Genomic DNA, 21054 nt, shown 5'->3' with positions numbered 1-21054 from the left:
TGACCTCACCGGCATCAGAGCCGTGTGACGGTCCAACCTCCGCGCGCCCGCTCAGGTCCATCTTCCTGGACCTGCACCACGACCCCGACGCGTAGGCCTACGTCCATGGTCGACCTGACGACGGCGGTCGGGGGCATGGTCGGGTGTTCCTGACCTGTTCGAGCCTACTCGGTGGTGTGGTCGGTGTGGGGAGCTCCGGCGGGAAGTGCCGTTGCGGATTTACGCATGCATGCGCCAGGATCCTGCCTGGCCAACTGGTCTCGGAAGCAGTGGCGCAGCTCACGCAGGGCAGCGAAACAAACCAGGTTGGTTCGCGGTTCAACTGGGTGCGGGTGCGGAGGGGACAGTGTCCCCGGGCCTCACCTATCGCCCGTGGGGACGATCGTTCGGCTGAAGCCCCACGGAGCCACTCGCCGAGAGGCGACCGCCCTCCGCCCCCGCTCCCTGACCGCCCCGGTCGACCCTCCCCCGAGTCGACCGGGGCTTACGTCTGCGTGTACGTGGCGGTGTAGTCCTCAACAGGCATGGCCATGTTCGCCCCGTAGTCGGCGCGCGCCTGACGGTCTGCCTCGGTGATATCGGGGTGGACAGGCGGCGTCTCGGGGCGCGCCACAATTGGACGAGGTGACGTTCTCCGTGGTCGCCGATGCCGGGCTCGGGGTCGTCGGCGTGGCAGTACAAGCGCATCCGCACCCAGTCCTGGCCGTCCGGGGTGGGCGAGACCTCGAGGACAGGCTCCTCCTCCGGGATCATGTTGTTGATCTCCACGGAGGAAACCCCAACCCACCCCTTATGCGGGAGAAACTGAGACGAGGAGCTATCCTGCCCAGATTTCTGGCCCCTGCTTGACGACAACGAGTCCGCGACCCCGGTCGGATGCCCAGAGATCTACCTGATACAGGAAGTGGTCACCGGGGCCTCCGTTGGTGTCGACTGGCGGTGGTCCGGCTGGGATGTAGGAGACCCGAACGCGTAGCATTCCAGCGGGAACAGCCAAGCTCGGCCCATCTTCGGGGTCGGTACCGGGGCTGGACATGGTGAGCTGACCGGTTGGGGCGTCAAGGTCGCATTCAACGATGTGCTCGGCCGTCGGGTCCGTCGTCGGCGCCGAGGGGTGAACGGTGATCAACGACTCGACCATGTCGTCCCGCGCTGTGCCGACGGAGATCGAGTGCGGTTCAACGCCGATGCGATGGACGTAGACCGCTTCCTTCGTCCAGCCGGCGGGTGCCAGGGTCGGGTCCGTCGCGTGTTCGGCGATCCACGCGTCATAGGGGGCGAGGTCTTGAACGTAGAACTGCCCATGATCAGCGTCGATCACGAATCTCAGCGAAGCATCAGCCACTGACGCAGACTATCGAAGCCGATGGCCGGGGAGCCCGAGCTCGGCTACATGCGCCTTCCGGAGGCGTGGGACGCGGGTACGCCGCCGAGGCGTGCGCAGCGGCCCTCGACTGGTTCGCCGGCGCGCTTCCCGGCGAGCCGGTGGTGCTCTGCATCCAGACCGCCAGCGACCGCTCGTTACGCCTCGCGGCGAAGCTGGGTTTCACCGAGGTGGAGCTATTCGAGAAGTACGGCGCCGAGCAGTGGTTCGTCGTATGGTCCTCGATCAGGCCGTCCGGTTGAGCTAGGAGGCGGCGCGGATAGGGGTGTGGTCATGGTCGGCGCTTGGGGCGTTCGTCCCAGCGGTAGGTGGTCCATGCCCGTCGGGTCAAGCTGCACACGGTGATGCTCATGTCGGCGAGATCGAAGAAGGCGGCGATGACGGTGATGCGCCGTTCGTAGCAGGGGGCCGGCCGGCGGAAGGCGTTTTGCCGGGCGTGGGTGCGTTCGACGTGCCACCGCTGAACTGCCCTCACTGCACCGCACACCCTCCTCCCCTCAAGGCAAGCTCTACGCGATCCGCAGCCCTGACGCATCTTGCCTGCCACACCCGCCCATGTACTGCCGGGGCATCTGCGCACCTGCCAGTGCCGGGCGCAAGGCTGCTGCTGGCATCCGCGTCATCGCGGATGTGCGGGGCCGGTACTGCTCGCCCTCACTCGCGACCGCGGCCGCCGCACCTGGCGGTTGGTTGACACGTGTGCGGCCTGCGCGGCGGCGACGAGTCATACCGCCGTGGTGCCAAACACCCTGATCGGCCTTTACCGGCCACGTCCTTCCCGCTGACCGTCAACTCCCCGACGCAACAGACTCGAGTCCGGGTTCGACCAGCGCGTGTGGGTGCGGGTGCGGGTGCGGGAGATGCTCACCTACCTCGCCGCCGCTCTACCCCGGTTCACCTCATCTGCCGCCAGACTACTGGCCCTGCAGTGCGCCCTGCGGGCCGACACACCCGCGGTCACGTCCGGCTGCCGGCAGATCTGCTCAGAGGCATGCGTTGCGCGGCCGTAGGGAACTGTGGGAGGAACTGGCTCACACCGGCTGGCTCGAGATACCGGATCTCAGGCCGGCCCACTTCAGAGTGCGGCTGCTGAATGCCGCGGTCGTGGATCAGGTTCCAGGTCGCAGCGCACACCACCATGCCGCGCACTGGGCACTGCGTCCCGCGCCGCTGCTCATGCCGCCCACCGCACCGCATGCCCTGCACTGACCGCGTTCGTGGTCGCGTTACACACCTCCACCCAGGTCCACTGCAGCACCGACATTGACGTCCTCGCCCGCCTGTCCGAACACTCTCCTCACCAGGCCGCGGAACTGCTGGACCGGCTGACGAGCAGCCGCGCTCCGGCCGCCTGGCGTCACACCCAAGACACCGACGAAGTCCTGTGGCAACTCCCCACCAGCAGGCCTGAAGTCATCCCGCTGTATGCCCCAGGCAACCCCATTAATTGGAACCATGAAGCTCAGGTTGAGAAATAGTCGTCACTCAAGAAGAGCAACAGGCTCCACCCATCCGTACTATCTCTATGCCTGGCCACGCGCAGCAGTCATCTGCGCTGCCGCTCGGATCCCAGCGCGCGAACGCAGGTGCGCGGCTTTCTGCGCCTGCACCACAGGTGCTGCATGCACGCCAAGAAACCCAGAGAAAGGTCGACCCATGTCGATCACGAATTCCGGCACTGAACTGACATCGCAGTACGCCGCACAGGTAAGCAGCGACCTCGAACGCAACGCCAAGGAGCAGGAACGTATCAATGCGGAGATCACTGCACTGCAGGAGCAGCTGGCCGCGCTGCAGCATGACCACTCCGTGCTGATGCAGGTGCAGCAGGTCCTTGGGCTTTCGCCGGCGCCGGTTCAGCCCACAGCCGGTTCGGACGGTGCCGCGGTGCCTGCTCCGCGCAAGAAGGCCGCTGCTGAGCCCGGCGCGGGCAAACGGACGCGCACGAAGAAGGCAGCCGGCCCACAGAGCGCCACGACCAGCAACAAGCCGGCGCCGGCGGCCAAAAACTCCAGCAACAAAGCCGCAGCCGCGAAGGCGGCCCAGCCCACGCTGGTCGAACTCGTCCGCAGCCACCTCACCGAGCAGAGCGAACCGCGCTCCGCGGCCGAAGTCGCCACCGCGCTCGGCCAGGCGCATCCCGAGCGAGGCATCAAGGCCACCGTCGTGCGTACCACCCTCGAAGGACTCGTCGCCAAGAACCAGGCCCAGCGGACCAAGCAGGGCAGCTCCGTCTTCTACACCGCCCCCGGTGCGGCCGAGCAGGCGACCACGCCAGTCCGGGGCCAGGCAGAAGCCGGCCAGGCCGAGTAAGCCATCGGGCAGCACGCTGCCGCTGCGGCGGCAGCAGCTGACCGAGACCGTTGCCCAATACGGTTCGTCGACCTGCTCTGCATCGACGAACTCGGCTACATGGAAGTCGACCGTCGTGGCGCCGAACTCCTCTTCCAGGTCCTGACCGAACGCGAGGAGAAGAACAGCGTCGTCATCGCCTCCAACGAGTCCTTCAGCGGTTGGACCAAGACCTTCAGAAATGCTCTATCCAACCGGAGCGCACTCATCGATGATCACGGTCGGCTCTGACAGGAAGACATTCCTGTCGACGGGGCCGCAAGCGATGTTGAACGTGTCGAGCCAGTACGACCAGCCGCGGATTCCCAGGGCGTTGGTGAACCGGTAGTTCAACTGCCATCTGACCCACTGCCCGGGAAGCAGTCGAACTGCTGGCCGCCTGCGCGGCCGAGGCGGCAACCCGAAAAAGTGGTTCCACACGAGCGAGCGCCCGAAGCCGATCACCTTGATCCCGCAGGCTGACGCCGATCACGACTGCGCCCTGCTCGTCCTCGCCCACCTGCGGTGCGGGCACACCTACGCCCGGCTCGCCGCGACCACATCGCGCGCCGTGCTGACCACCCACAGCCCCTACTGCTCTGACCGGGAAGGTTCGCCGGGGCGGTAGCTTCGCCTCGATAGTCTGCACGGTGTGATCAACTCATACGCGAGCTCAGACGATGCTGCAGTCGCGATAGCCGGGGCGCGGGCTGGCGCGGATGTGGTCCGCAATATGTACGGCCAGCGGCTCAACCGCATCGACAAGGGTGCGGGGGACTTTGCCACCGCCGCCGATGTGGAGGCCGAGAAGACGATCCTCGGCGTCATCCGTGCCGCACGGCCCGATGACGCGGTGCTCGGCGAGGAAGGCGGGCAGCAGGGCGCCGTCGACGCTGTGCGCCAGTGGTTGGTGGATCCCCTGTGCGGCACGCTGAACTACGCCGTTGGCAACATGCTGGTAGCCGTGAACGTGGCACTGCGCGATGGGGCGGCGGCGGTGGCCGACCCGTTTAGCGGCGAGGTCTTCTTCACCGATGGGGAGAGCGCCTGGGTGCGGCATGACGGGGCCGACGACGCACTACTGACGCCCTCGCCTGCTACCCGGTTGGTGGACGTCAACCTGGATCCGCCGTTCCCGAGTGCGCCCGGATTCCGGGCCGTGGATCTGCTGGCTCACCCCGAGTTCGTCGAACGTTTCAGGCCGCGCGTCGTATCCACGACGCTGGCGCTGGCCTGGGTCGCTGCCGGCAAGCGCGCCGCGTATGTCACCGATGGTGGCGACTTCCCCAGGAGCGTGCATTTCGCGGCTGGCATCGCTTTGTGTAGGGCTGCTGGCTGCGTTGTCACCGGGATCGATGGTGCCCCGATTGGTGAGGCCGGTCGTGGGCTTGTGGTCGCCGCCGACGACGAGACCCACGGGCTGCTGATGTCGATGATACGCAGCCGAAGCTAGGGCTGTGCCTGCATGGGCTTCACCGGGCTGGGTCAGGCTGCGACTTGAGGAGGCCTGCCGCCCCAGCGGATGCCCTTTTCGCTGCGGATCCGAGCACGTTCACGGCGTTGAGCTGCGAGGATGTCTGGGTGGCGGGCGTTGGCGTTGCGCCAGCGCAGGTAGGCGTGGAGAGCCCGCGTCTGGGCGGTGTGGTTGCGGTGGTTGGAGTTGGCGACGGTGAACTGCCGCAGCGGTCCGAAGTGGGCCTCGATCGGGTTGGCCCAGGACGCGTAGGTCGGGGTGAAGCACAGGTCGACCTTGTTCTTCTTCGCCCAGCGACGGATGTCGGCGCACTTGTGGGCGGACAGGTTGTCCAGGATGACGTAGATCGGCGCGCCGTCGAGGCGGGCGGCCCGGATCGACTTCAGCGCGGCCAGGGTGTTCGCGGCACCCTTCTTGCGGCGGTTGACGCCCCAGAGGGTGTCGTCGCCGATCGAGTAGCAACCGTGGAAGTAGCGCACCCCGTGGGTGCGGTGGTACGTCGCGGGATGCCGCTCGGGCCGGCCCTGCTCGGCCCAGCACGACCCGGCGGTGGGCCGGATCCCGAGCGGCCCGAACTCGTCGAACGCGAAGACACGGTCCGGGAAACGCTCCAGCACCTCCTCGATGCGGTACAGCTTGGCGTCGCGCTCAGGGTCCGGCGACTCCTTCCACGTCTTGGTCCGCTGGAAGGTGACGCCGCGGCGGGCGAGCAGGCACCGTAACGCCTCGCGGCCGATCTGGATGACACGGCCGTGCACTTTCCGCAGGAAGGCGGCGAGTTTGCGGATGGACCAGCGAGTGAAGGGCTGGCCGAGCTTGGTCGGGCGGGTGGTGGCCGTCTGCACGACGAAGTCCTCGTCGTCAAGGCTGAGCAGGCGGGGACGGCCTCCCGCCCACTGAGGGTTCAGAGTCGCGGACGGTGACCTCATCGGCCTGCACCAGCTGCGCGATCACCGGCACCCGGTTCCCACCGGCCGAAGCCAGCAGCATCATCGCGCGCCGGTAGCGCACCGAACTGGTGCTGCCCCGGCGCACGATCTGCTGCAGCTTCTGCCCCTCCTGATCGGTCAACCTACGCACCCGCACAGGCTCGGCCACGACACCTCCAGCGGTCGGAACGGACGTCACCGTGCATCCAACCGCCCAGACGACCACCCCGGCGAACCTTCCCGGTCAGAGCACTACTGAGGGAAAACCCTGGAAGGGCGGGCGTGCTCTTGTCGCGGCCGCCCCCAGGCGCTTCACTGGCGCTGCTCCACCCCCCACAGGAGAACACCCGTCCCATCGGTAGAAGGGTTTCTCTTGACCGTCCTACGCGCGTCCGCCGTCACCGCCGCAGCCTGTGCCGCCGTGCTAGCCACCGCCCTGCCGTCCTCGGCCATTAACTCCTACAACGCGACACCCGCACCCGAGCGCACCGAGGTCGGCGCAATGGTCGCGACCTGGGACAACGACGGCGACCCCACGACACCCGACCGGGTCGACTGGGTCTGCTCCGGAACCATGATCGACGCGGACACGTTCCTGACCGCCGCGCACTGCACCACCGACTGGCCCGACAACGTGAAGTTTTACGTGTCCCTGGACCAGGACGTGCAGGCCGGCCTCGACGCCGCCGCGAAGAAGTACCCTGGCGATCCGGCCGCGCAGGCGGGCGCCATCGCCGTCCAGGGCACCGCCCACAGCCATCCCGACTACCCCGGGCCCGCGTCCGACCCGCACGACATCTCGGTGATCGAGCTGCCGGCGACCAAGGTCAAGGCCCGCTGGACCTTCACTCCAGCCACGCTGCCCACCGCCAACCAGCTCGGCGCGCTCGGCCCGCAGGCGCTGAACTCCACCGACTGGTTCGTCGCCGGATACGGCACCCAGGAGGCCCAGCGCGGCCCCGGCGGTCAGACCCACCCCGGCGGCGGTGTCCGGATGAAGGCGCCTGTCACCTTCGACGCCCTCAACGACGCGTGGGTCCGCCTGGCGATGACCGCACCTCAGGGCAACGGCGGCGCCTGCTACGGCGACTCCGGCGGCCCGAACTTCGCCGTGATCGGCGGCCGGAACGTACTTGCGGCCACCACGATCACCGGCGACGGCCCGTGCTACGCGACGAACGTGTCGTACCGCCTGGACACCCCGGGCGCCCGCGCCTTCCTGGCGCCGTTCGTGAAGCTGCCGTAGCGCCCGCCAGGCACAGCCCGCCACCTCCGCAGCGCTTTTACCGCGCTACCGGGCCCGCCGCCGACTGCGGCTCAGACGAGCCATCGGCGGCAGGCCCGTCCGGCGACCGGACCGGAAGCCTTCCGGCGGTGCGCTGACCCGGTCACCCGACTGGTGGCGCCACCTCTCCCCGCCCACCCGGCGGGGAAGCGTCGTCGCGCGTTGTCAGCGCTGGCGGCGAAACACACTGCGAAGCTTGCCAGCCTCCGCAAGAAATCCTCACAAGGCGTCACTTGACCCCGCGGCCCCCGGCCGACGGAACGCGATCCGATCAGCCGCGGCGACGCTGCCGACACCGGCGGCCGCAGCTCCGACCGCCGAGGCGGCGGCCGCACCTCTACCCGGCTTTCAAGAGCGCGAACGATTCGTGGTCACCCACTCAAAGAGTCGGAGGCAGTTCTGGCTGGACGGGCGCAGGCCCGGGCTGCCCGCGTACCGCCGCGCCCGGCCGAGTGATTCCTGTGCACCGCTCGGGCGCAGGCCAACGCGCCGCCCAAGGACAGTCGGCATCTCTTCACTACCGTCAGGGACGCTGTTGGTCGCAGGTACCGGCAGCGGTCCCATCCGGGAAGCTGTGAGGAGTTGAGCGTCCATGGCCGTGTGTGACGTCTGCGGCAACGACTACGAGATGTCTTTCGAAGTGCACGCCAAGGGAGGAGCCGTCCACACCTTCGACAGCCTCGAGTGCGCCGCCCAGCGGATGGCGCCGATCTGTGAAAACTGCCAATGCCGCATCCTCGGTCACGGCCTCCAGGCCGACGGGCAGTTCTTCTGCTGCGCGCACTGTGCCCGTCAGCAGGGCAAAGCAGAACTCGTAGACCACGCCTGACCCGCACGACTGGGCTGACGCCCCTGACAGCCAACTGAACTGCTCAAGGCCGCGACCAGACACACATCCGCGGAGCAGTGGCACCTGGGCAGTCGCACACACACGACACGGCACGCCCGCCCCTGCACACGCAACAGCCGTTCATGGCGCGCCATAGGCAACGCAACGGAAGGCCGGCGATGACGCGCAGGTCGTACACTGACCGCTCCCGGGCGCCACGTGCCACCAGCTGAGAGCCCTTGCCGTGCCTGGGCCGCGGCCCCGAACCCGGCGTGCTTCGCAAGGGGCGGGACGACCGTCGCCTACCAGGGGCGTGCCGCCGAGTTCCCAGTGCCACAGCACCTCGCACAGCCGCCTGTGCCCCTCGGATTGACACCGGCGGAAGGTGTCGTCCCGGAGCCCGATCGGGCAGGTCGCCCTCCTTCGAGCCGCCGCTGCCCACCCGGAGCCTTCCGCCCGGCGGCACCACCGTCGAACCGTCCGACCACGGACTCGGACGCTCGCGCGGTGGCCTGACTACCAAGCTGCATCTGGCTGTTGAGCAGCGGCAAAAGCCGATGTCGATCGTCATCACGGCGGGGGCAGCGCGGCGACTCTCCGCAGTTCGAGCCCGTCCTGGACAAGGTCCGCGTGCCGCGCATCGGGCCCGGCCGACCGCGCACCCGACCCAATCGAGTGCGCGCCGACAAGGCATACGCCTCCCGGAAGAACCGCGCCTAGCTGCGACGTCGCGGGATCCGATGCACCAGCGAACTCCAGCACGGTCCTGATCTGCTCGGCACGTCGCTCCTCCGCCTGCGCCGCAGCCCGCCTTTGTTCTTCAGCCCGGTCAGCTGCCCGTTGCGTCGTGCGCTGGGTCAGATACGTCAACGCACCACCTACAGCCACACCGACCATCGAAATCACTGGGGTCCACAGGTCACCTGCCACGGCCGACTACTACCAGTACCTGCCCACCGATCGCTGCCGATCTTGCGAGACAGGCTTGTATGCCCAGATACCGAGCCGCTCCAAGACCCACTTCCGATACACGCCCTGGCGGGCCCGATGGGTGACCGCCGTCCGATCCCGTCTCCACTTCCACGCCATCAGCACCGCTCGCTCCCACCGCCGTCCTCGGCGAGCCGGATGACGACCTTCTCGTCGCTGCCGTACATCCCGACCCAGTCACGCCTGGTGCGGTCGGCGGTCGCCCCATCGGCCTCCCCGGTGACCGCCGGGCCACCAGCCTCGAGCTGCACGCGGACCAGGTGCGTCGTCACGGCAGCTGTCCCAGCGCGCGGGCCTGGCCGCGCAGCTCCACCCGCGCTGCTGGCACCCAGCCCGGGCGGGACCAGTACGGGTGAAACAGCAGCCGGCTGGACAAGGTCTGCAGGCAGCGGCGCAGTGCCGTGGTGTGCATCGGACGCGGCACGGCGAGCGCCGCGTACGTGCGCTGCCAGTCCGCCTGAAGCTCGGTCAGGTCACGTGGGAAGGGGACATGCTCCATGTGCCCAATTAGGCTACTCGTTCGATTTTCTGGCCAAGTCGACGCGCCGGAGCCGCCACATGGCTGTGACGGAGTGCTTCAGTTGGCCGACCTGCATCTCAGTTGGCCCCTCTGGCGCTCAACGTGCTGTTCAACGACTTGCCGCACGCCGGTGTGCTCCGGTTCGCCTGCCCGGACATCACCCGGGCCTGCGACCTTGCCCGCGCCTTCGCCGACTTGGTCCGCCACCAGCGCGGATACCTCCTGCCGGAGTGGATCCGGCAGGCCGAAAAGGACGCACCGAAGCCCATGAAGGGCTTCGCCGGCTTCCTCCGCCAGGACCTCGACTCAGCAATATGGCTAGGCGGAAGGCTGGCCAAAGCCGCGAGAGATGGGTCGAGGCTGAGTACGTGATCTAGATGGCAGACGATCGACGCTCCGTCCGCGTTCGGATCACGAAGCCCGTCAGCGAGAAGCCAGTCCTGCTCGTCATCATGGATCACCATCAGCGCCGGGTGGCTACCGTCGGCCACCGTCCGCTGCACGATCGCCAGCAGATTCTGAGGAAAGGCGCCGTCGGTGAACGGCCACGTCACATCCGGTTGCACCGAGCCCATGGGGTGATCATCCACGACGCGGCGCAGAGCAGCACGACCGGGCCGTCCACGGCGATGGGATTCACGAAACTGCGGACAGAGCCGTCTTCGCGAATCGCCGTCAGCGCCGCCCGGCGCTCCGCTTCAGGATCTGGACCGGGCCCTGGACGGCCCCCAGCACCTGACTGTGCAGCCTGGGCGGCGCGCCGCCGAACTGGACCCCGTCCTCGAAGGGTTCAACCACAGCCTCGGGGGCGAGGACTAGCGCTCCTACGGTCCCTCGTGTCCGGGGTCGGGCGCGGGATCTCGTTGCGGCAGTCCTTGCATTCAACGGTCTGGGGCAGTGTCGTGAAACGGATCCCGGAGATGCCGTAGGTCCCCTCGATGCGGCAGCTCCCGCAGACTGTGCACGGCGTTGCCCGGAAGTGCTTGTCGCAGCGCAGACATCGGCCCTGCTGCACCTCGCCGTGCTACTGGTGAAGAGGCAGTACTTCGACGTTGCGCAATTCCCTGCGTGCCGGAAGGCCGACACCCCGTGGACGGGATGCCGTAGGGCGCTCCGTGGCCTCGGTGGAGCAGCGCTTTGGTCTTCAGCGAGAACCGTGCTCATGGACGGGGGTCAGCGTGTTGGGGAGAGCAGACGGCGAAGAGCTGTCAGTGTGTGACCGAGGTGTTGGCGCATCGTGCGGGTGAGGTGGGCCTGGTCGGCATAGCCGAGGTCGGCGGCGAGGGTGCTGAGGCTGTGCTCGCCTGCCTCCAGGCGGTCGAGGGCCTTGCCGATCCGGACGCGCTGGCGGTACTGGGTGACTGTCACGCCGAGTTCGCGTGGGAAGGCCCGGCTGAGGCTGTAGGGGGAGACGCCGAGGAGCTTGGCGAGCGAGAACAGCGTGTCCGACGCAGGGTGGTCTTCGATGATCGCCTCGCGGGCGGCCGCGATGAGGGGCCGGTCGCGCCCCGAGGAGGTGGGAGCGAGCGGGGTCGGTCCGGTCACGGTGCGGCCGATGGCGGTCGACAGGAGGATCAGCAGCTCTTCGGTGAGCGCATAGTCGACGTCTGCGGAGCAAGCGGCGGTGAGCAGGCGGCGGTGGGCGAGGTCGAGGTGTGGATCGACGTAGAAGGTCTGGACGGCCGGTGCCTCGGTGTCTCCGGCGAGGGAGCGCCACAGCTTCGGTGTCACGCTGATCGACGTGCACACGTCGCCGCCGGTGGGATGGGCGAAGCTCTCTTCCTCGCCCGGTGCGCCCAGGTAGGCCAGGGTCGCATCGATGTCGGCTGGGGTGCCTGCGGCTTTCCTGCGGAACCGGCCGCGGCGCACGAGCACCACGCGGTAGTCGGCGCGCACCTCCGGCGCCGACCAGCGGTCGTGGTCGGAACGGCAGGTCACCGCGCTGATGTTGAAGTCGGGGCGGCTGGCAACAGAAATGGCTGTGAGCACCCGTCGCACGCTACGTGGGGGGTCTGACAACCGCGCCCCCGCTGCAAGGATCTTCAAGACCGGATCCCGCCGCCGGGAGGACGCTTGCAGCATGCGAGGGCTTCCGGGCTCCTCGTACGCCGTTGCGTTCATTCCCCCTACTCGATTCCCAGGAGTCATTGGCATGTCTGCTCTAAAGCAGCTCAGCACGGTCGTCTTCGACTGCGCCGACCCGGCCGCGCTCGCCGCGTTTTACCAGAAGACCACCGGGTGGGAGATCACCCACAGCGACCAGGATTTTGCCTCCTTGGGCGGCGGCACCCCCGTCCAGCTCGCCTTTGTCCGCGTGGACGGCTACGAGGCGCCGAGCTGGCCCGAGGGCCTGAAGTACATGCACCTCGACTTCACCGTCGCCGACTTGGACGCCGCGGCCGGGGCACTGCTCGACCTAGGTGCGTCCCGGCCCGATTTCCAGCCGGGCGAGGGTCAGTGGATCGTCCTCACCGACCCCGAGGGCCCCCCGTTCTGCCTCACCGCCGCTCCGACCGGCGACTGACCTCTCCACTCGAGAAGGAGACAGACTCATGGCATCCATTCACCGCGAAGTGCTGATCGAAGACACTCCGGATAACGTGTGGGCGGCGGTCCGCGACTTCGGAGAGGTTCACCACCGCCTCGCACCGGGGTACGTCACCGATACCCGCGTCGACGGCGACGTCAGGACCGTCACCTTCGCCAACGGCGCCGTGGTGCGCGAACTCATCGTCGACATCGACGATAAGACAAGACGAATCGCTTACGCGGTGGTCGGTGGCTCTCTGGAGCCCACGCATCACCACGCTTCCATGCAGGTGGTTGCCGAGGAGGAGAACCGCAGCCGCTTCGTCTGGATCACCGACGTGACGCCGGATAGCCTCGGTGCGCCCATCGCCGAGATGGTCGATCAAGGACTCCGAGTCATCAAGCACACCCTGGACCGCGAGGCGCCCCGATCGGCTGACCGGTGACACCGGCCGGGATAAGTGTGCAGCCCGGACGGCGCGTCAAGGGCTACTGCGGCTGGTTCTGGAGGGCATGGCCGAATGGCAGAGCCGACCTCTGGACTCCGTCTATCCGGTGGTCTTCATCGACGCCATCCACGTGAAGATCCGCGACGGTGCGGTCGCCAACCCGCCCACGTGGCGGGTTTCGCACTGGCGGACACAGCCGAGATCGAGCGGCACCGGGCGTCGCGCCGCGCCTGCACGGGCTTCGCCTGCGGGGTGATGGGCGGCGGATCAGGGCTCGTGGATCTACTGCCCCCTCTCGGTCCCGTCCTTCCCCGCTACGCCTTCTGTCCGATGGCGGCTGCCTCGTCACACTGTCAGAATCGGACGGCTGGTGACGGAGGCGGACGGGGAACGGGGACGTGGCCAAGGAACGTACCCATGGCGAGCAGGGCGCGACCTCGGCAGATCCGACTGCCGAACCACATGCACTGCATGCTCGGACGGGGCGCCCGAGCCTGCGTTCGGTCGCCGGGGCCCGTGCGGACGACGATCTCGAAATGGTCAGCCATCAGACGACTGTCGACACACTCACAGGCACGGAACGGAGTGTCGGCCGGAGCGTCAGAGACCTGGATGTCGGAGAACTCCGCGCATCACTGCGCGCACAACGACCCACCGTCCTCCGCGGGTTGCGTGAGGGACAGCGGCTGGACGCCAAGAAGCAGCCGTGCGACCCGCGCAATCCTGCGGCGGTGGAAGAACTGGCCAAGGACGTCGCTGCTTTCGCCAATCGCGGTGGCGGACTGATCGTCCTGGGCATGGCCACCCGATTGGAGGGTGACGAGGAGGTGCTCGAGAGCTTCACGGGCCTCGAGCGGTCCGCAGTCAACCTTGATCAGCTACGCAAGCTGATTCGTCAGCATGTCCTGCCGACACCGCAAGGCATCACGGTCGACTGGTCCGACGACGGTGAGCAGAGAGTCGTCTTCATCGACATTCCGGAGCAGGACCGTGCTGAGGTGTTCGTCATCCCGGCGCCGTCCGGGAGGCCCGGAAAGGTGCCCGGCCACACCGTCGCGGTGCCGCTGCGGGATGCAGACGGAACCGATTGGATGCCCAGGGCCGAAATTCAGCGCCTGCTGACCGCGGGCAGGGCGGTCACTGATACCGAAGTCGATGAGCGGGCGATCATGAGGAAATTCAAGAAGTGGAACAGGCCGGGAGAACTCCGGCACAGACTGGCGCTCTGCTGCGGTCGCGAGGAGCTGTACTTCGCTGCGAACAGGAAGTGGGACAGCGAGGATCTGCGGCTGTTTCTCCTGGGCGGAGCCATCCAGCAGAGGTTCCTGGTCCGGCACTGGCTGGAAGCATGTCGCGCCGACCCGAAGCTCCCACGGTTCCTCGGACGGGTCATGTCGACCACGGTGAACGGACGCCGTCCACCCCTGCGAGCCGCATGGTGCGCCGCCCAACTCGCGGAAGGGCAGAGATACGCCGCTCTGGCCGCAATGACCGACGGGGATCGCCAGCTGCAAGTCGGGCTGATCGCGGCGATCCGCGGCAACGACGTCGGCAAGGCGGAGTCCGAGATCGTGGGTGCCCTGAAAGCGGAGCAGTTCTCCGATGGGGAAATAGCCATCGAGATGCACGAACTCACGGGACACGGCACAGGGGGCTTCTCCCTCTTGTAGGCCCTGAGCGCGCCCATGCAGGAACATCACCGGTCAGGCTGCTCCCGGCACTCGACGACGTTTCAACACAGCCTGCCGCTGGAGAGGAACCGGCTGCCGCCGGCAGCCGTGTTGGCGGCCTGGCCGTGGCTCAGATGCCAGGGGCCGGCGGTGCTGACGCCGCCATCGCGCCGCGGCAACGGCTCGCTGGTGAGCCGGCGTCGATGCCGGTTGGTCTCCCCCACCCCATGCTGCCGGGGTACGGCCGGCCATCGCGCCTACGGCGTCCTGCCGGCCGGACCTCTACGAACGCCTCTGACAGCAGATCCAGGACCCGCTGTCAGAGGCGTTCGCCGACGCACAGCTAACGGCATGTCAGGGTCGGCATCGCCCAGTCGCCGTGGTCGTTGCCGTTGCCGTCGCCCGCGTCGCCGACCTTGAGGCCGATCACCTGCGCGCCGCTGACGTCCGCGTCGATCGGCACCGCGGCCTGTCTGCCCCGGATGGTCGGCGTGGTGACCAAGGTCTTGCCGTCGGCGATCACGGAGAACGTCACCGTTCCCGCGCCGCCTGTCTCCTCGTCGACTCCGACGTACGCCGTCATCCGCGTGCACTTGCCGGCGCGGTAGGGTCCGTCTTCAAACGGATTTCGCCCAGAGCAGGAACCACCTACCCCTGCCCCCCGGCGGCCGAGCGGGCGTGGTGGTACCAGTACTACTTCTCCACCGAGCGGGGTGAGTTGGGCCTTGCGGAGTACCGGCGCGACTTCGCCAAGCTCATCTGGCGCAACGTCTCACCGACCTGGCACTTCAGCGACGCCATCTTCGACCGCACCGCCCAGGCGTTCGACAACCCGGACTACGTTCACATCGTCATCCACAATTACCGCTGGCGGCTCGGGCTCGCACCGGGCGACCCGCGCTACGAGGACCTCGAGGCGAGGCTTGCCGAAGGTCCACCCATCCACGTGCCCACCGTCACGCTCGACGGTGCGCTGGCCCCCTTCACCCCGCCTGACAACGGCGCGGCCTACCGCGGCAAGTTCACCGGACCGTACGTCCACCGCACGCTGAAGGGCATCGGTCACAACGTCCCGCAGGAGGCTCCCGAGGCGTTCACCCGCGCGCTCCTGGAAGCCGACCGCATGTGTGGCCGCCGAGCAACCCTCGCAGTGAAACCCGCTCGACCTGGTTACTTCCTTGAAGAGATCCTTGGGCATGGAGTTCTTCTGCTACCACCGCGACCGGCCCGCCTCCCTGCCACTGCGCTACGAGCTGGGGGAAGAGCATTGGTCCTACATGGACCAGTACGCGAAGGAGATGATCGCCCGGGGCCCGACTCTCGCCGACGACGGCGACACACCCACCGGCAGCGTGCACATCGTCGACCTGCCCGATCCCGCCGCTGCCCGCACATTCGCCTTCGACGAGCCGAACTACCAGGCCGGCGTCTACCGGGACGTGCTGCTACGACGGTGGCGCAACACGCTGGGGCGCACCATGTGGGACTTTCCCGGCGGCCGGACCGGCGGCAACCGGTACCTGGTGATCGGCCTCGGCACGGGACAGGCCGCCGACCTCGCGGTGCCGCCCGACCGGAACGAGCTGATCGCCTTCGGACCGCTGCTGTCCGACAACGGCGCAACCTGGCTGGGCACCGCGGCGCTGGTCCGAGCACCGGACCCGGACACGGCACGTGCCATCCTGACCCCGGACCGGTACGCCGACATCGAGGTGCACAACTGGCAGTTCGGCGGGCGCCCGTCATAGTCGAGGATGTCCGCCGACATCTCTGGCGAAGCCTGCGGACCACTCAGCATCCTCGTGTTACCCGAACTCACCTATGCATCAGTCTGATGCACACCGCTGGGCCCGTGAGTTCGCGCTGAAGAACCTTCAGTTCCTGCGAACTCGCGGGCCTCGAGGGGGTTGAGGAACCTCGGAACGAAGACCGGTACTAAAAGATTGTTGTATGTGGGTTCAGCGAGTCATCGAACTGACCGGGTGGGAGCCGCTCGGGATCTCCGTCGACTGGGCGGCGATCGAGGGAGAGCTGGGGGTCCCGCTGCCGACGGACTACAAGGAGCTCTACGAGGCGTTCAGCGGCGGCGTCTTCAGTGATTCCGTCCATTTTCTGGGACGAGACGAGGGCATCTCGTTCGACTTCCTGACACAGTGGCGGGTCTCCCTGTCGACCGACCGGGACAGCAGGCTCGGAGACGTCTCCGCCGTCGACCCCTATGCGATCTACGCGCCGGGCGGCAAGGGGCTGATTGAGTGGGGCTCCACCGAATGGGCCGACGAGTACTTCTGGCTGATCGATGCCGAGCGGCCGGGCGATTACCCCGTCCTCGCGCGGTCCGATGACGTCAGCGCATGGCACCGGTACGACATGTCCACCTCCGAGTTTCTCTACCGCGTCCTTGCCGATGCCGATTTTCAACCTTTCGGGATTGCGCAGTACGACCTCGGCACGACGTTCAAGCCCGGCTCCGGCGACCCCCTCGACGGCCAGCCGCTCTGACGAGAGGCTGGCCGTCCCACGTCGTGGACACGACAGTGCCGTCGTTTCTCATCGAGATCCGAGAGCCAGGTGATCACCAACTGCCTCCGGAACCGGTCGCCAAACGCTGTTCCTAGAGATCAACGAAGCCAGTGACGCGTTACGTCACGAACGAAAGGACACCAGATAAGCCATACCCCCTGTCTGTAACTTGCCGTCTTTGGGGCTTGACTTGGTGCAGAGATGCTCCATCGTCTGGTCCTGGACGAGCTGGTGCCGGGGGTGAGCTGGACTGGTCGCGGTGCGCGATCGACTCCGTCAGCGTCCGGGCCCTCAAAGGGGGCAGCCGACGGGACCGAATCCGACCGACCGAGGCAAGAAGGGAACGAAAATCCACCTGATCGTCGACCGACAGGGCCTGCCCCTGTCCGTCGCCACCTCCGCCGCCAACCTCCACGACAGCCAGGCCCTCATCCCCGCTGGTCCGCGGCATCCCTTCCATCCGCTCACGTCGCGGCCCGCGACGCCGACGGCCCGGCAAGCTGCATGGAGACAAGGGCTACGGCTACCGGCACCTGCGCCGATGGCTCGCTTCTCCCGGTATCCGGCACCGCCTCGCCCGCAAGGGCATCGAGTCATCCCGACGCCTGGGACGACACCGTTGGGTCGTGGAGCGGACCGAGGCCATGGTCGGCATCGTCGTGATACGAGACAATCACCGCACCGGGCACATGATCCCCATGTCCTACCTGCGGACGCTCTGGCCCGACCCGCGAAGTCTGTGTCAGCCACGCCACCGTCCACCGCGCCACCGACGTCGTCACCGAATGGAACACCCACGTTCCCCATCCCGTCCGCCGTCCGCCGTCCCGAGGAGGTGGAGGTGACCTTCGGTGTAGCGGTTGACGGGAAGCTGGGCGCCACCTTGGTAGACAACCGCTCTTCGTTCCGACCTACGCAGCCAAACGGCGCAACTTACCTGGATTTCAAGTCTCTTGATGGAGCTTCAGGTTTTCTGTAACCGTCATGGTCGCTCAGCCAGGGGCGACCACCAGAAAGGAAGATCCCCATGGCACGACGCAGGCTTGTCCGTTCACATGGCCAGGCCGCGCCACTGCTTGAGCGGCTGATGCGTCGTTCGACAGTGTTGTGCTGCTTGTAGGCCTCGGCCGGCATCGAATCCGGGCGGGCGACCTCCGGCGCGGCCTCGCCGCAGCCGGTTCCCGACCTGGTCGGCGGGCTGCAGGAGGTCTCTGGGCGCAGTCCTGGATCGGTGCAGCGGGCATGCGCACCACGCTGGACGATCCGCTGCTGGGAATCTTTCCGGATCTGGGCGTAGCGTGAAATGAGGGGGGACTGATATCTGCACTTGGAGGGGGCTGGAGCGAGTGGCCCTGATGACGGGCCTCAGTGCTTCACGGTCATCGTGAGTGAGTGGGTGAAGGCCTGCAGGGGGCGACGCCGATGACAGCTCGGGGCTGAAGAGGATGCCGGCGTCGGCATCGCGTCGAACTTCTCGGGTGCTGAGAGACGAAGGGCCGCTCATGCCTCGATCCATGCGCGCGCTCGTGGCCGTGAAGGCCGGCGAGCCCACCGACGTCCTGCGGCTGGAATCCCGGCCTGTTCCCACGCCGAAAGCCGGTCAGGCGCTGATCCGTGTGAAGGCGACTCCCATTCACGCCAGTGATCTGCACGTGCTGCGCGGCCGCTACGGTTTTTCCCCCGGATTCCCCGCTGTCGGGGGCGCCATGGAGTGCGTGGGCCGTGTTGTGGCCCTGGGCCCGGGCACCGAAGCACCGACGGTCGGCGAGCGCGTGGTGGTCGCCGCGGTCCCCGCGGTACCCGGCCCCCCTGTGGCCGGCACCTGGCAGGAGTACCTCGTCGCCGACACGCAAAGGCTCCTGCCGGTCCCCGAGCACCTGAGCGATTCCAGTGTCTGCCAGCTCGCAGTCAACCCGTTGACCGCTTTGCTCCTCGTCACGCGCGAACTCGACGTACAGCCGGACGAATGGCTGCTGCAGACGGCCGCGGGCTCCACCGTCGGCCGGCTCGTCATCCAGCTGTCCAGGCATCTGGGTATCCGTACGATCAACGTCGTGCGGCGACGAGCCGCCGTCGAGGAGATCGAAGCACTCGGTGGGGACGAGGTCATCTGCACCGAGGACGAGGACCTGTTGCAGCGCGTCACCCAGACGGCGGGACCGGCCGGCGTGCGGAAGGCCATCGACTGTGTCGCGGGCCCGGTGGGCGCCCAGGTGTCCCAGGCACTGGCTCCGGGCGGGGAGGTCGTGGTCTACGGCGCGCTCTCCACCCACCGGCAGACCGACCCGGCGGCGCTGACGATCCCGCTCCAGGCACGCTCGGTCATCTACGAGACCAAAACGGTCCGAGGCTTCTGGCTGAACCGCTGGTTCGGCGCCACCTCGCCCGAGGACGCGCTGCGCGCGCTGTCACAGGTGCGCGATCTCGTCGCCGATGGAGTCCTAAGCATCCCCCAAGGCCGGCCGTTCCCGCTCGAACACTTCCCCGAGGCCGTCGCGCTCGCCGAGGCACCCGCGCACGGCACCAAGCCGCTCTTCGTCTTCGAAGACGGCCGGGACGGGGACAACGGGTAGGAAGAGGCCCTACCGGTGCGTCGGCGGTGCGGCCGCCGCGTCCAGGGCCGCCTATGAACCTGGTCAAGCCCGTCGAGGCGCCCCGACTCCCGCCGCACGATGGGACAGTGATCGGTCAGGACGCGTCCGCCAGAGCCTGCGCATCCGCCTCGGGCTCCTTCAACGTGGCGGACGCCGTCCGGCCCGAGCCGCCGCTGAGGTGCACACCGATCGCCGAGGTCGCCAGGCCCAGTACGGCGGCTGCCCACCAGGCAATCCGGAAGTCGTGCCGCGAGGCCGCACCGACGTGCGAGCCGACCACCGCGACCAGGACGGCCACGCCGATCGTGGCGGAGATCTGGCGGACGGAGTTGACCAGCGCCGACCCGGTCGCCGCACGGTGCCCAGGCAGGGCGTGCACACCGGCGGCCACCAAAGTGCCCAGAGCCAGGCCGACGCCCGTACCGGTCAACAGCTGGCTGGGCAGCAGGTCACGCAGGTAGTCCGGCGTGACGGACGCGAAGTACACGCGCCAGACCATGCCGCCGGTGAACAGCAACCCGCCCGCGGCGATCAGCGGACCGTGCCCGAAACGCTGCGCGGCGCGGGCGGTCAGAAGGGTGACGACCGGCACGAGGGCGGGACCGGGGACCAGGGCGACACCGGTGCGCAGCGCGCTCCAGTGCCAGACCTCCTGGCACCACAGCACGTTCGACAACAGCATGATCGCGAAGGCGACGCCGAACACGAGGTTGCCCGAGTTCGCCGCTCCAAAGCGCGACAGCCGTAGCAGGTGCAGTTCGAACAGCGGGTGGGGGTGTCGCAGGGACCTGAGGACGAACGCGGCGCCGCCGATCACAGCAACGGCCAGGAGCAGTACGCACCCGCCGCTCGTCCAGCCCCAGTCGGGAGCCTGCACCAGCGCCCCGGACAGTGCCGCGACCGACGAGATGAGCAGCAGGGCTCCGAGGATGTCGGGCAGCGGCCCCGTCTCCCGCGCCGGCGGCTTCGGCAGGGCCGATCGGCCGGCGACGAGCGCGGCGATGCCGATGGGCACGTTGACCGCGAAGACCCACCTCCAGTCCACCTCGGTCAGGAGGCCGCCGGCGACGGGCCCGGCGGCCGCGGCGAGCCCTCCGACCGCAGCCCAGTTCCGGGTGGCGTGGGTACGGCGCTCGGCCGGCACCATCGCCAGCAGCAGGGCCAGGGACGTCGGGATCTGGGCGGACGCCCCGGCGGCCTGCACCACCCGGGCCACGACGAGGCTCCCCAGGTTCGGGGCCAGGGCACAGCCCAGCGACGCGAGGGTGAAGACGGCGATCCCGATGAGGAAGACCGGCCGCTGGCCTATGCGGTCACCGGCGCGCCCGGCCACCACCAGCAGCGCGGCGAAGGCGATCGCGTAGGCGTTGAGGACCCAGGACAACGAACCGAGGGTCACGCCGCTGCCGCCCTCGGAGAAGCTCGCTCCCATGGCCGGAAGGGCGACGTTGACGACCCACAGGTCCAGGTTGGTCATAAAGACGGCCACCAGGACCACCACAGTGGCGGTTCGAGCCTGCTTTGAAAACCCAAGCGTCGTAGGCATG

19 protein-coding genes and 9 pseudogenes are annotated in these 21054 nt (G+C 67.9%); 16 read left to right on the top strand and 12 right to left on the bottom strand.

The window, feature by feature from the left end; genetic code table 11:
* Positions 1-817: 817 nt before the first annotated feature.
* The gene (locus SY2F82_RS17400; RefSeq protein WP_200419969.1) at positions 818-1345 is read right to left on the bottom strand and encodes a hypothetical protein; all 528 of its coding nucleotides are present in this window, start codon (positions 1343-1345) and stop codon (positions 818-820) included.
* 27 nt (positions 1346-1372) lie between these two features.
* Here SY2F82_RS17400 and SY2F82_RS17395 point away from each other — a divergent pair.
* Positions 1373-1626, top strand: a pseudogene (locus SY2F82_RS17395) (GNAT family N-acetyltransferase); the annotation flags it as partial.
* A 29-nt stretch (positions 1627-1655) separates the two neighbouring features.
* On the opposite strand, the pseudogene SY2F82_RS17390 reads toward SY2F82_RS17395, so the two are convergent.
* Positions 1656-1859 (bottom strand): annotated as a pseudogene (locus tag SY2F82_RS17390) (IS5/IS1182 family transposase); the annotation flags it as partial.
* Positions 1860-3040: 1181 nt separating this feature from the next.
* Between SY2F82_RS17390 and SY2F82_RS17385 the strand changes: the two are divergent.
* Together SY2F82_RS17385 and SY2F82_RS17380 are read left to right on the top strand one after the other, a co-directional pair.
* A complete protein-coding gene (locus tag SY2F82_RS17385) occupies positions 3041-3697 on the top strand; it encodes a hypothetical protein (RefSeq protein WP_200419968.1) in 657 nt (218 codons plus the stop codon).
* A 31-nt stretch (positions 3698-3728) separates the two neighbouring features.
* A pseudogene (locus tag SY2F82_RS17380) lies at positions 3729-3913 on the top strand (ATP-binding protein); the annotation flags it as partial.
* 9 nt (positions 3914-3922) lie between these two features.
* Here SY2F82_RS17380 and SY2F82_RS38935 read toward each other — a convergent pair.
* A pseudogene (locus tag SY2F82_RS38935) lies at positions 3923-4235 on the bottom strand (hypothetical protein).
* On the opposite strand from SY2F82_RS38935, the gene SY2F82_RS17375 reads away from it, so the two are divergent.
* Together SY2F82_RS17375 and SY2F82_RS17370 are read left to right on the top strand one after the other, a co-directional pair.
* Positions 4182-4343: a hypothetical protein gene (locus SY2F82_RS17375; protein WP_200419967.1), complete on the top strand. Its 162-nt coding sequence runs from the start codon at positions 4182-4184 to the stop codon at positions 4341-4343. The pseudogene SY2F82_RS38935 and the gene SY2F82_RS17375 overlap by 54 nt on opposite strands.
* A gap of 24 nt (positions 4344-4367) precedes the next feature.
* A complete protein-coding gene (locus tag SY2F82_RS17370) occupies positions 4368-5168 on the top strand; it encodes an inositol monophosphatase family protein (protein WP_200419966.1) in 801 nt (266 codons plus the stop codon).
* A 32-nt stretch (positions 5169-5200) separates the two neighbouring features.
* Here SY2F82_RS17370 and SY2F82_RS17365 read toward each other — a convergent pair.
* Positions 5201-6287, bottom strand: a pseudogene (locus SY2F82_RS17365) (IS630 family transposase).
* A 204-nt stretch (positions 6288-6491) separates the two neighbouring features.
* Here SY2F82_RS17365 and SY2F82_RS17360 point away from each other — a divergent pair.
* The 3 genes and pseudogenes from SY2F82_RS17360 to SY2F82_RS38930 all read left to right on the top strand — a co-directional run.
* A complete protein-coding gene (locus SY2F82_RS17360) occupies positions 6492-7364 on the top strand; it encodes a trypsin-like serine protease (protein ID WP_200419965.1) in 873 nt (290 codons plus the stop codon).
* Between the two features lie 631 nt (positions 7365-7995).
* Positions 7996-8232 (top strand): hypothetical protein, encoded by a 237-nt coding sequence (locus SY2F82_RS17355; protein WP_200419964.1) that lies wholly within the window; start codon positions 7996-7998, stop codon positions 8230-8232.
* Positions 8233-8723: 491 nt separating this feature from the next.
* Positions 8724-8949, top strand: a pseudogene (locus SY2F82_RS38930) (transposase); the annotation flags it as partial.
* 371 nt (positions 8950-9320) lie between these two features.
* Here the strand turns inward: SY2F82_RS38930 and SY2F82_RS17350 are convergent.
* The 4 genes from SY2F82_RS17350 to SY2F82_RS17335 all read right to left on the bottom strand — a co-directional run bounded on the left by SY2F82_RS17350 (position 9321) and on the right by SY2F82_RS17335 (position 11731).
* On the bottom strand, positions 9321-9494 hold the full coding sequence (locus SY2F82_RS17350; protein ID WP_200419963.1) for a hypothetical protein: 174 nt from the start codon (positions 9492-9494) through the stop codon (positions 9321-9323).
* Positions 9491-9721 (bottom strand): hypothetical protein, encoded by a 231-nt coding sequence (locus tag SY2F82_RS17345; RefSeq protein WP_200419962.1) that lies wholly within the window; start codon positions 9719-9721, stop codon positions 9491-9493. The genes SY2F82_RS17350 and SY2F82_RS17345 overlap by 4 nt, the downstream gene beginning before the upstream one ends.
* A gap of 98 nt (positions 9722-9819) precedes the next feature.
* A complete protein-coding gene (locus SY2F82_RS17340) occupies positions 9820-10317 on the bottom strand; it encodes a hypothetical protein (RefSeq protein WP_200419961.1) in 498 nt (165 codons plus the stop codon).
* A 598-nt stretch (positions 10318-10915) separates the two neighbouring features.
* Positions 10916-11731 (bottom strand): helix-turn-helix domain-containing protein, encoded by an 816-nt coding sequence (locus SY2F82_RS17335; protein WP_236041552.1) that lies wholly within the window; start codon positions 11729-11731, stop codon positions 10916-10918.
* 163 nt (positions 11732-11894) lie between these two features.
* On the opposite strand from SY2F82_RS17335, the gene SY2F82_RS17330 reads away from it, so the two are divergent.
* From SY2F82_RS17330 to SY2F82_RS17315, 4 genes and pseudogenes are all read left to right on the top strand, one after another.
* Positions 11895-12266: a VOC family protein gene (locus tag SY2F82_RS17330; RefSeq protein WP_200419960.1), complete on the top strand. Its 372-nt coding sequence runs from the start codon at positions 11895-11897 to the stop codon at positions 12264-12266.
* A gap of 28 nt (positions 12267-12294) precedes the next feature.
* Entirely contained in the window at positions 12295-12717 is a 423-nt protein-coding gene (locus SY2F82_RS17325; RefSeq protein WP_200419959.1) for an SRPBCC family protein, read from the top strand.
* 55 nt (positions 12718-12772) lie between these two features.
* Positions 12773-12892 (top strand): annotated as a pseudogene (locus tag SY2F82_RS17320) (transposase); the annotation flags it as partial.
* Between the two features lie 226 nt (positions 12893-13118).
* Positions 13119-14390, top strand: coding sequence for a helix-turn-helix domain-containing protein (locus tag SY2F82_RS17315; protein ID WP_200419958.1), 1272 nt, complete (start codon positions 13119-13121; stop codon positions 14388-14390).
* 343 nt (positions 14391-14733) lie between these two features.
* Here the strand turns inward: SY2F82_RS17315 and SY2F82_RS17310 are convergent, their stop codons facing one another.
* Entirely contained in the window at positions 14734-14973 is a 240-nt protein-coding gene (locus SY2F82_RS17310) for an NPCBM/NEW2 domain-containing protein (protein ID WP_200419957.1), read from the bottom strand.
* Between the two features lie 189 nt (positions 14974-15162).
* Positions 15163-15588, bottom strand: coding sequence for a hypothetical protein (locus SY2F82_RS39900; protein WP_200419956.1), 426 nt, complete (start codon positions 15586-15588; stop codon positions 15163-15165).
* Here SY2F82_RS39900 and SY2F82_RS17300 point away from each other — a divergent pair.
* The 3 genes and pseudogenes from SY2F82_RS17300 to SY2F82_RS17290 all read left to right on the top strand — a co-directional run.
* A complete protein-coding gene (locus SY2F82_RS17300) occupies positions 15587-16138 on the top strand; it encodes a YciI family protein (RefSeq protein WP_200419955.1) in 552 nt (183 codons plus the stop codon). The two genes, SY2F82_RS39900 and SY2F82_RS17300, sit on opposite strands and share 2 nt — an antisense overlap.
* 202 nt (positions 16139-16340) lie before the next feature.
* A complete protein-coding gene (locus SY2F82_RS17295) occupies positions 16341-16892 on the top strand; it encodes an SMI1/KNR4 family protein (protein ID WP_200419954.1) in 552 nt (183 codons plus the stop codon).
* Positions 16893-17137: 245 nt separating this feature from the next.
* Positions 17138-17551, top strand: a pseudogene (locus SY2F82_RS17290) (transposase); the annotation flags it as partial.
* 416 nt (positions 17552-17967) lie between these two features.
* On the opposite strand, the pseudogene SY2F82_RS17285 reads toward SY2F82_RS17290, so the two are convergent.
* Positions 17968-18114 (bottom strand): annotated as a pseudogene (locus SY2F82_RS17285) (IS5/IS1182 family transposase); the annotation flags it as partial.
* A 313-nt stretch (positions 18115-18427) separates the two neighbouring features.
* Between SY2F82_RS17285 and SY2F82_RS17280 the strand changes: the two are divergent.
* Entirely contained in the window at positions 18428-19486 is a 1059-nt protein-coding gene (locus SY2F82_RS17280) for a zinc-dependent alcohol dehydrogenase family protein (RefSeq protein ID WP_200419953.1), read from the top strand.
* Positions 19487-19601: 115 nt separating this feature from the next.
* Here the strand turns inward: SY2F82_RS17280 and SY2F82_RS17275 are convergent, their stop codons facing one another.
* Positions 19602-21053 (bottom strand): MFS transporter, encoded by a 1452-nt coding sequence (locus tag SY2F82_RS17275; RefSeq protein WP_200419952.1) that lies wholly within the window; start codon positions 21051-21053, stop codon positions 19602-19604.
* Between the last annotated feature and the right edge of the window lies 1 nt (position 21054).

The sequence above is a fragment of the Streptomyces sp. Y2F8-2 genome, assembly GCF_014905555.1.
Taxonomy (GTDB): domain Bacteria; phylum Actinomycetota; class Actinomycetes; order Streptomycetales; family Streptomycetaceae; genus Streptomyces; species Streptomyces cynarae.
Note: the sequence above shows the minus strand (reverse complement) of the source record. Positions and strands in the feature narration are given on the sequence as shown.

Excerpts from the sequence above, each read along its gene's own strand:
- SY2F82_RS17310 (WP_200419957.1), bottom strand. The coding sequence starts at position 14,973 with ATGACGGCGTACGTCGGAGTCGACGAGGAGACAGGCGGCGCGGGAACG.
- SY2F82_RS17345 (WP_200419962.1), bottom strand. The coding sequence starts at position 9,721 with ATGGAGCATGTCCCCTTCCCACGTGACCTGACCGAGCTTCAGGCGGAC.
- SY2F82_RS17325 (WP_200419959.1), top strand. The coding sequence starts at position 12,295 with ATGGCATCCATTCACCGCGAAGTGCTGATCGAAGACACTCCGGATAAC.
- SY2F82_RS17340 (WP_200419961.1), bottom strand. The coding sequence starts at position 10,317 with ATGGGCTCGGTGCAACCGGATGTGACGTGGCCGTTCACCGACGGCGCC.
- SY2F82_RS17300 (WP_200419955.1), top strand. The coding sequence starts at position 15,587 with ATGGAGTTCTTCTGCTACCACCGCGACCGGCCCGCCTCCCTGCCACTG.
- SY2F82_RS17280 (WP_200419953.1), top strand. The coding sequence starts at position 18,428 with ATGCGCGCGCTCGTGGCCGTGAAGGCCGGCGAGCCCACCGACGTCCTG.
- SY2F82_RS17295 (WP_200419954.1), top strand. The coding sequence starts at position 16,341 with ATGTGGGTTCAGCGAGTCATCGAACTGACCGGGTGGGAGCCGCTCGGG.
- SY2F82_RS17355 (WP_200419964.1), top strand. The coding sequence starts at position 7,996 with ATGGCCGTGTGTGACGTCTGCGGCAACGACTACGAGATGTCTTTCGAA.
- SY2F82_RS39900 (WP_200419956.1), bottom strand. The coding sequence starts at position 15,588 with ATGCCCAAGGATCTCTTCAAGGAAGTAACCAGGTCGAGCGGGTTTCAC.
- SY2F82_RS17385 (WP_200419968.1), top strand. The coding sequence starts at position 3,041 with ATGTCGATCACGAATTCCGGCACTGAACTGACATCGCAGTACGCCGCA.
- SY2F82_RS17275 (WP_200419952.1), bottom strand. The coding sequence starts at position 21,053 with ATGCCTACGACGCTTGGGTTTTCAAAGCAGGCTCGAACCGCCACTGTG.
- SY2F82_RS17330 (WP_200419960.1), top strand. The coding sequence starts at position 11,895 with ATGTCTGCTCTAAAGCAGCTCAGCACGGTCGTCTTCGACTGCGCCGAC.